This is a genomic window from Pseudoalteromonas sp. CR1, assembly GCF_019392235.1.
GTDB lineage: Bacteria > Pseudomonadota > Gammaproteobacteria > Enterobacterales > Alteromonadaceae > Pseudoalteromonas.
On the sequence record NZ_JAHXRM010000237.1, the window covers coordinates 1 to 273 of the forward strand.

Consider the following 273-nt stretch of genomic DNA (forward strand, 5'->3'; position numbering starts at 1 on the left):
GAGATCGAGAAGGGCAAGTTGGCCGACGGCACACTGGACGAGTTCGATGCAATCATGGGCGTCAACGTCAAGGGCGTGTGGTTGTGCATGAAGTATCAGCTGCCGTTGTTGCTGGCGCAGGGCGGCGGGGCGATCGTCAACACCGCATCAGTGGCGGGGTTGGGGGCGGCACCGAAGATGAGCATCTATGCCGCGTCCAAGCATGCCGTGATCGGCCTGACCAAGTCGGCAGCCATTGAGTACGCGAAGAAGAAAATTCGCGTGAACGCGGTG

At 60.4% G+C, this 273-nt stretch carries 1 protein-coding gene; it reads left to right on the top strand.

The annotated features are described in order from the left end of the window. On the top strand, nt 1-273 hold a 273-nt coding region (locus KZZ04_RS19260), incomplete at both ends, for an SDR family oxidoreductase (RefSeq protein ID WP_219423877.1).